Source organism: Acidimicrobiales bacterium (genome assembly GCA_036273495.1).
Lineage (GTDB): Bacteria > Actinomycetota > Acidimicrobiia > Acidimicrobiales > JAJPHE01 > DASSEU01.
In genome coordinates this window covers 1-7,032 of the sequence record DASUHN010000137.1, presented here as the reverse complement: position 1 = coordinate 7,032, position 7,032 = coordinate 1, and the positions used below count along the sequence as shown (strand labels likewise).

Here is a 7,032-nt window from a genome sequence, read left to right as displayed (position 1 = left end):
GCGGCAACGGTCCCGCCTTCTGCAGCGGCGGGGATCTCAGCCAGTTCGGCACCACGCCCGACCCGGTCACCGCCCACGCCGCCCGCACGTCCCGCAGCCCCGGCCTGCTGCTGCACCAGCTCGGCGCCACCGCCCGGGTGCACGGGGCGTGCGTGGGCGCCGGCATCGAGCTGCCCGCCTTCTGCACGCGGGTGGTCGCCGCCGCCGGCACCACCTTCCGGCTGCCGGAAGTGGCCATGGGCCTGGTGCCCGGGGCCGGGGGGACCGCCAGCATCCTGGCCCGCATCGGCCGGCAGCGCACCGCCTACCTGGCCCTCAGCGGGCGGCCCCTGCCGGTGCCCGTGGCCCTCGAGTGGGGCCTGGTCGACGAAGTCGAATGAGCCCGGTTCGGGTCGTGAGGGTCAGAGCTGGCGGTACAGGCCCCCGTCGACGCGGACGATCACCCCGGTGACGAACGCCGAGGCCTCGCTGGCCAGCCACAGCGCCGGCCCGACGTAGTCCTCGGCGTAGCCGGGGCGGCCGAGGGGCACTCCGGCGCCGGCGTTGGCCCGCATCTCCGGGCTCCACGCCAGGGTGATGTCGGTCATGACCGGCCCGGGGAGGATGGCGTTGGAGCGCACCTTGGGGGCGTAGCCCTCGGCGATGGCGACCGTCAGGGCGTTGAGCCCGGCCTTGGCGCAGGCGTAGACGAGCTCGCGGCTGCCGGGCCGGAGCGAGCCCACCGTTCCCACGTTGATGATCGAGCCCCCGTCGGCCGCGGCCATGCGCGACCCGAAGTTGATCGCCAGGCGTGTGGGCCCCTTGAGGTTCACGGCGTGGACCTTGTCGTAGTACTCCTCGGTGATGTCGGTGAGCCGGTCGTACAGCGGGGACATGCCGGCGTTGTTCACGAGCACGTCGCAGCGGCCGAACTCGGCGTACACGGCGTCGGTTAGGGCGTCGCACTGGTCCCAGTGGGCCACGTGGCAGCCGACCGCCAGGGCCCGCCGGCCGGTGGTCGCCTCGACCTCCTGCGCCGCCTGGCGGCAGTTGTCGAGCTTGCGGCTCGCCACGACCACGTCGGCCCCCGCCTCGGCCAGGCCCTGGACGATGGCCCGCCCGATGCCCCGGCTCCCGCCGGTGACCACCGCCACCTTGCCGCTCAGGTCGAAGCTGGGATTGGCCATCAGTTCCCTCTCTTCCGCTATCGGGCCCCGGCTGGTTGTGCCAAGCTCCCGCGCCGGCAGAGCGTAGGAGGACGTCGGTGGAGGTGCCGGTCTACCCCGGGACCCTGTGGGAGCTGCTGGCGGGACGGGCACGCCGCACCCCCGACCGGGTCCTCCTCGAGGACGACCGGGGCGCCGCGCTGACCGCCGCCCAGTGGGTGGCGGCGTCCGAGACGGTGGCCGCCGGCCTGCGGGCCCGGGGCGTACGGGCCGGCTCGGTGGTCAGCTGGCAGCTGCCGACCCGGCTCGACTCCCCGGTCCTGGTCATGGCCCTGGCCCGTCTCGGCGCCGTGCAGAACCCGATCATCCCGATCCTCCGCCGGCGCGAGGTCGGCTTCATCGTCGGCCAGACAGGGGCGGACCTGCTGATCACGCCGGGGGTGTGGCGGGGATTCGACTACGCCGCCATGGCCGGGGAGATCGCCGCCGAGTCGGGCGTCGAGACCCTCGTCGTCGACGACGGGCTTCCCTCCGGAGACCCGGCCACCCTCCCGCCCCCACCGACGGGTGAGGGAGACCCCGTCCGCCACATCTACTACTCCTCGGGCTCCACCGCCGACCCCAAGGGCGCCCGCCACACCGACAGCTCGGTGATGAACGCCGCCAACGGCACCATCCTCGGCTACGCGGTCGACACCGGGGACTGCGTGCCGATCCCGTTCCCCTACACCCACATCGGCGGGATGGCCATGACCGTGGTCGGTCTCCACACCGGCGCCCGCATCCTGCTGATCGAGACCTTCGACCGGGAGCGCAGCCCGCAGGTGATGGCCGAGAGGGGCGGGACCATCCTCGGCAGCGCCGTCCCGTTCTTCCACGCCTACATCGAGGCCCAGCGCCGGCACGGCCCCGACCCCCTGTTCACCCGGCTCAAGGCGTTCGCCTCGGGCGGCGCCCCCAAGCCGCCCGAGCTCTACTACGAGATGAAGGAGCTCTTCGGGATCGGGATCGTGTCGAGCTGGGGCCTCACCGAGTTCCCGATCGCCACCGTGTGCACGCTCGACGACACCGACGAGGACCTGGCCCTGACCGAGGGTCGGGTCGTGCCCGGGGTCGACCTGCGCGTCGTCGGGACCGACGGGCGGGAGGTGGCCCCCGGCCAGGAGGGAGAGCTGCGGCTCCGGGGCCCGCAGATGTGCCGGGGCTACGTCGACCCCGCCCTGGACGCCGAGGCGGTGGACGACCAGGGCTACTTCCGCACCGGGGACCTGGGCGTGGTCGGGCCGCGGGGCCACGTGCGCATAACCGGCCGGATAAAGGACATCATCATCCGCAACGCCGAGAACATCTCGGCCCAGGAGATCGAGAACGTCCTCTATACCCACCCCAAGGTGGCCGACGTGGCGGTCATCGGCGTGCCCGACGCGCGCACGGGCGAGCGCGCCTGCGCCGTGGTCGTGCCGGCCGAGGGGGCGGGGGCGGTGAGCCTGGCCGAGCTGGCCGAGCACTGCCGGGCCCAGCAGCTCGCCACCCACAAGATCCCGGAGCGGCTGGAGATCGTGACCGCCCTGCCCCGCAACGCCCTCGGCAAGATCCTCAAACAGGAGCTGCGCCGGACCTACCGGTGAGGCGCCCCCGCCGCCCTTGACCGGGCCAGGCGTGGAGCCGGCCGCGCCCGGGTAGCACCCCACCCGTGCCTCGGGCCGCCGTTCTCTTCGACGTCGACGGGACGCTCACCGATACGACCTACCTGCACGCCCTGGCGTGGTGGCGGGCCCTCGGTGACGCCGGCCACGACGTGGCGATGGCCGCCGTGCACCACCTCGTCGGGATGGGTTCGTCCGAGCTGCTGACCTCGCTCCTCGGCCGCGACGACCCGCAGCTGTCCGACGCCCACGGGCACCACTACCGGAGGCTGAAGGGGGAGATCCGGGCCCTGCCCGGCGCCCGGCGCCTGCTGGCGGAGGTGTCGGGGCGGGGTGCACGCGTGGTGCTGGCGACGTCGGCCAAGAAGCGCGACGTGGGGGACCTCCTGCGCGCCCTGGACGCCGACGAATGGATCGACGGCGTGACCGACTCCGGGGACGTGGAGGCGGCCAAGCCCGAGGGGGACATCTTCGCCGCCGACCTGCGCGGCGCGGGAGCGGTCGCGGTCTACCGGGACGCCGCCGATCTGCTGACCGGCCTCGACGGCAGCCCCATCGGACAGCTGCTGGCCACGTGACCGCCCTGCGCGGCCTCTCTCCTGGTCACGCGTTCCAGGCCGGCCTCGACCGGCTGACCGAGGTGCTGGGCGGTCCCGACCGCCGGCGGGTGGTGATCCTGCTCGCGTCCGTCCTGGGCCTGAGCGCCGCCGACAACGGAGCCGTCGGGGCCGTGGCCGTCCAGCTGGAGCACGGGCTGCACATCGGCAACTGGCAGGTCGGCCTGATGGTGACGGTCTCGTCTCTGGTCGGCGCCGTTGCCACCATCCCCGTGGGCGCCCTGACCGATCGCAGCCGCCGGGTGCGCCTCTTGTGGATCAGCATCGCCGTGTGGGCCGCCGCCCAGGCATGCGGGGCGGTGGCGCCGTCGTTCACCTTCCTGATGGTCACGAGGGTGGCGTTGGGCGCCGTCACCGCCACCGCCGGACCCACCATCGCCTCGCTCACCGGGGACTTCTTCCCCGGTCGCGAGCGCGGGCGCATGTACGGCTTCATCCTCACCGGCGAGGTGGCCGGTGCCGGCGTCGGCGTCGTGCTGGCCGGCCTGGCGGCGGGCTGGTTCGGGTGGCGGGCGGCGCTGGCGGTGCTGGCCGTCCCGGCGGTCGTCCTCAGCGTCGCCGTCCGGCGGTTGCTCCCGGAGCCGGCCCGGGGCGGTCAGAGCCGCGTCGAGGCCACGCGGGAGGACACCGTGGTGCTGCGCAAGATCGAGGAGCTGGGCGTCGAGCCCGACGAGGACATCGTCATCGACGCCGCCGCCGACGACTTCGGCCTGTGGGCCGCGGTCAGGTACGTGCTACGGGTGCGGACCAACGTCGTCCTGATCGTGGCGTCGTCGCTCGGGTACTTCTTCTTCGCCGGGCTGCGGACGTTCGCGGTGGTCTTCATGAGGGGCCGGTACGGCGTGGGGCAGGGGCCGGCCACGATGCTCCTCGCCGTGGTGGGCCTGGGCGCGGTGGCCGGGTTGCTCGTGGCCGGCGGCAAGGCGGACGGCCTGATCCGCCGGGGCCGGCTGGACGGCCGCCTGCTCGTCGGAACGGTGGGCTACGTGGTGGCCGCCGCCCTGCTCGTGCCGGCCCTGCTGAGCCCGCTGCTCTTCGTGTCCCTGCCCCTGTTCGTGGCCGCCGCCGCCTTCGTGGCCGCCCCCAACCCCGCCCTCGACGCCGCCCGGCTCGACGTCGTGCCCTCCCGCCTGTGGGGGAGGGCCGAAGGGGTGCGGACGATGATGCGCCAGAGCCTGGAGGCGTTTGCCCCCCTGCTGTTCGGGCTCCTGTCGGAGGTACTCGGCGGCAGCCGGGCCGGGCTGGGGGCGGGGATCGACGTCCGCCACACCACGGTCAGCCCGGCCCAGGCCCACGGCCTCGACCTGACGTTCCTGATCATGATCGTCCCGCTCGTGGCCGGCGGGCTCGTGCTCCTCGGGGGCCGGCGCAGCTACCCGGTCGACGTGGCCTCGGCGGGAGAGTCGGACCGGCGGGCGCGCACCTTGAAGAAGGCCCAGTAGGACCAGCCGACCGGCAGGAGGAGCCAGAAGCTGATCAGCCGGTAGAGGACGGTGGCGGCTATGGCCCGGCTGGAGTCCATGCCGTGGAGCACCAGCAGCCCGGACAGACCCGCCTCGACGACACCGAGCCCGCCGGGGGTGATGGGGAGGATGCCCGCCACCTTGGCCAGCGAGTAGGCGATCAGCACCCCGGGCCAGGGAACCCGGCCGCCGATGGCGTGGATGCTCGCCACCAGGCACCCGAGATCCGACAGCCAGTTGACCAGGGCGGCCACGAACGTGCGGGCCCACTCCCATTTCGTCGGCTGGTACCGGCCCAGGTCCCGGGACAGGTTGCGCAGCCACTTCCCGGCCCGCTTCCCGATCCAGCGGTCGAGGCGGCGCGCCACCCGGTCGCTCAGCTCGCGCGGGGTGACGCCCCGCCGGCGGGCCACGACCAAGGCGATGGCCCCAACCGGCGGTATGGCCGCCAGCAGGGCCACCGGGATCTTGGCGGCGGAGGCCGGGCCGTGCGCCGTCCACTCGACACCCGCCGCGACCAGAAGGAAGAGGCAGAAGCTCGAGACCGCACCGCTCGAGAGGATCGACCAGCCGGCCAGGTTCCGCTCCACGCCGCGCCGTCGGAGCTGGTCGTAGACGAACGCCGTCGACCACGCCACCCCGCCGGGCACGGACATGGTGATGGCGTTGTGGGCGGCGGTCAGCTCGGCCATCACGCCGGTGCCGATGTCGGCGTCGGCGGCGTGCAGGAACAGCCACTGCAGGCGGGCCAGGGCCCACAGCGAAAGGACCTCCATGGCCACGGCGGAGACGAGCCATCCCACCCGGGGATGGGCCAGCAGGTCGAAGCCGTTCACCACCTCGTGGCCCTTGCCCACGAGGAACACGAGCGCCGCCACCATGAGACCGGCCACGACGAGGCGCGGGCCCCACTTCCGGAGCGACCCGCGGCGCGAGCGGGGCGCCGCCCCGGTGTCAGGCATACGGGAGAGGTACCCGGGCGCACCGGTGCGGATGCCGCCGGCGCGGCCCGGTCCCGCTCAGATGCTGGCCGCGGCCACCGGGGCCCCGCTCGGCCGCAGGGCCCCGCCCCGCTGCTCGGCGGTCACCGCCAGCTCGCTGGCCCCGGGGGCAGGCCGGAAGACCAACACCGTCGGGTCCGGCCCCAGCAGGCCCAGGGACACGGGCGTCCCGTCGACGATGGCCCACAGCTGATAGGTGCGGTCGGCGGGCAGGGTCCGGAAGCGGTCGGCGATCACGTAGCCGCCGCCCTCGGCGCCGAGCACGACGTCGCCGAGCACGGTGCCGGACGGGGAGACGAGTGGCTGGTTGCGCGCCCCCGGCTGCAGGGCCGCCGTCACCGCCTGGCGCAGGGTGGCCTGGTTCCCGGCGGCGGCGGCCAGGTCGTCGATGCGCGCCGACTGGTGGGACACGGTGAGCCCGAGCAGGGCCACGGCGGCGGCCACCGCCCCCGCCGCCACCGCCCCCACCGCCGCCACCCATCGCCGCCTGACCCGGCGCGGCCGGGCCGTCACCAGTTCCAGCGCCGGGGGTGGGGACCCGGGCGCGCCGATGGCGTCGGCGATGCGCTCCCACACCTCGCCGGGCGCCTGGCCGCCGGAGAACGCCAGTAGGGCGGCGGTCTCCTGGTGGGCCGCCAGCTCGGCCCGGCACCGGGGGCACGTCTCGACGTGGCGCTCCACCGCGTCCCGGTCGGCGTCGTCCACGGCATCGAGGGCGTAGGCGGCCACGAGGTCGCGCATCTCGTCGTGATCCCCGCCGGGCAGGCTCACTCCCCCACCCCCGCGTCGGCCAGCTCCGCCCGCAGCCGGGCCAGCCCCGACCGGATTCGACTCTTGACCGTGCCTTCCGGTTGGCCGAGCAGCGCCGCCACCTCCCGGTAGGTGTAGCCGGAGAAGTAGGCGAGCTCGATCACCTGGCGCTCGGCGTCGGCCAGGCGGCCCAGGGCCTCGCGCACGTGCGACGCCACCGCCAGGTCCCACACCTCGTGCTCGAGGTCGTAGGGCGCCACGGTCCGCACGGAGGCCCGCTCCTCCCGGCCCCGGCGCCGCTCCTCCCGGCGGACGGCGTCGACGGCACGGCGGTGCGCCATGGTGAGCAGGTACGAGCGGAGCGTCCCGCGGTCGGGCTCGAACCGCTCCGGGTGGTCCCAGAGCAGGGT

8 protein-coding genes are annotated in these 7,032 nt (G+C 74.4%); 4 read left to right on the top strand and 4 right to left on the bottom strand.

What is annotated here, in order from left to right; genetic code table 11:
• On the top strand, positions 1–380 hold a 380-nt coding region (locus VFW24_05880), incomplete at its 5' end, for an enoyl-CoA hydratase/isomerase family protein (GenBank protein ID HEX5266283.1).
• Positions 381–401: 21 nt separating this feature from the next.
• Here the strand turns inward: VFW24_05880 and VFW24_05875 are convergent.
• Complete coding sequence (locus tag VFW24_05875; protein ID HEX5266282.1) at positions 402–1,166, bottom strand: glucose 1-dehydrogenase; 765 nt, start codon at positions 1,164–1,166, stop codon at positions 402–404.
• Between the two features lie 77 nt (positions 1,167–1,243).
• Between VFW24_05875 and VFW24_05870 the strand changes: the two genes are divergently transcribed.
• The 3 genes from VFW24_05870 (at position 1,244) to VFW24_05860 (ending at position 4,850) form a co-directional block, all read left to right on the top strand.
• Positions 1,244–2,773, top strand: a complete 1,530-nt coding sequence (locus tag VFW24_05870) for an AMP-binding protein (protein HEX5266281.1) — start codon at positions 1,244–1,246, stop codon at positions 2,771–2,773.
• 65 nt (positions 2,774–2,838) lie between these two features.
• Positions 2,839–3,369, top strand: coding sequence for an HAD family phosphatase (locus VFW24_05865; GenBank protein ID HEX5266280.1), 531 nt, complete (start codon positions 2,839–2,841; stop codon positions 3,367–3,369).
• On the top strand, positions 3,366–4,850 hold the full coding sequence (locus VFW24_05860; protein ID HEX5266279.1) for an MFS transporter: 1,485 nt from the start codon (positions 3,366–3,368) through the stop codon (positions 4,848–4,850). Before VFW24_05865 ends, VFW24_05860 begins: the two co-directional genes overlap by 4 nt.
• On the opposite strand, the gene VFW24_05855 is transcribed toward VFW24_05860, so the two are convergent.
• From VFW24_05855 to VFW24_05845, 3 genes are all read right to left on the bottom strand, one after another.
• The gene (locus tag VFW24_05855; protein HEX5266278.1) at positions 4,781–5,833 is read right to left on the bottom strand and encodes a lysylphosphatidylglycerol synthase transmembrane domain-containing protein; all 1,053 of its coding nucleotides are present in this window, start codon (positions 5,831–5,833) and stop codon (positions 4,781–4,783) included. The genes VFW24_05860 and VFW24_05855 overlap by 70 nt on opposite strands.
• 57 nt (positions 5,834–5,890) lie before the next feature.
• Positions 5,891–6,643, bottom strand: coding sequence for an anti-sigma factor (locus tag VFW24_05850; protein ID HEX5266277.1), 753 nt, complete (start codon positions 6,641–6,643; stop codon positions 5,891–5,893).
• Positions 6,640–7,032 (bottom strand): sigma-70 family RNA polymerase sigma factor (locus tag VFW24_05845; GenBank protein ID HEX5266276.1); only part of this gene is annotated, 393 nt, incomplete at its 5' end. The genes VFW24_05850 and VFW24_05845, both read right to left, overlap by 4 nt.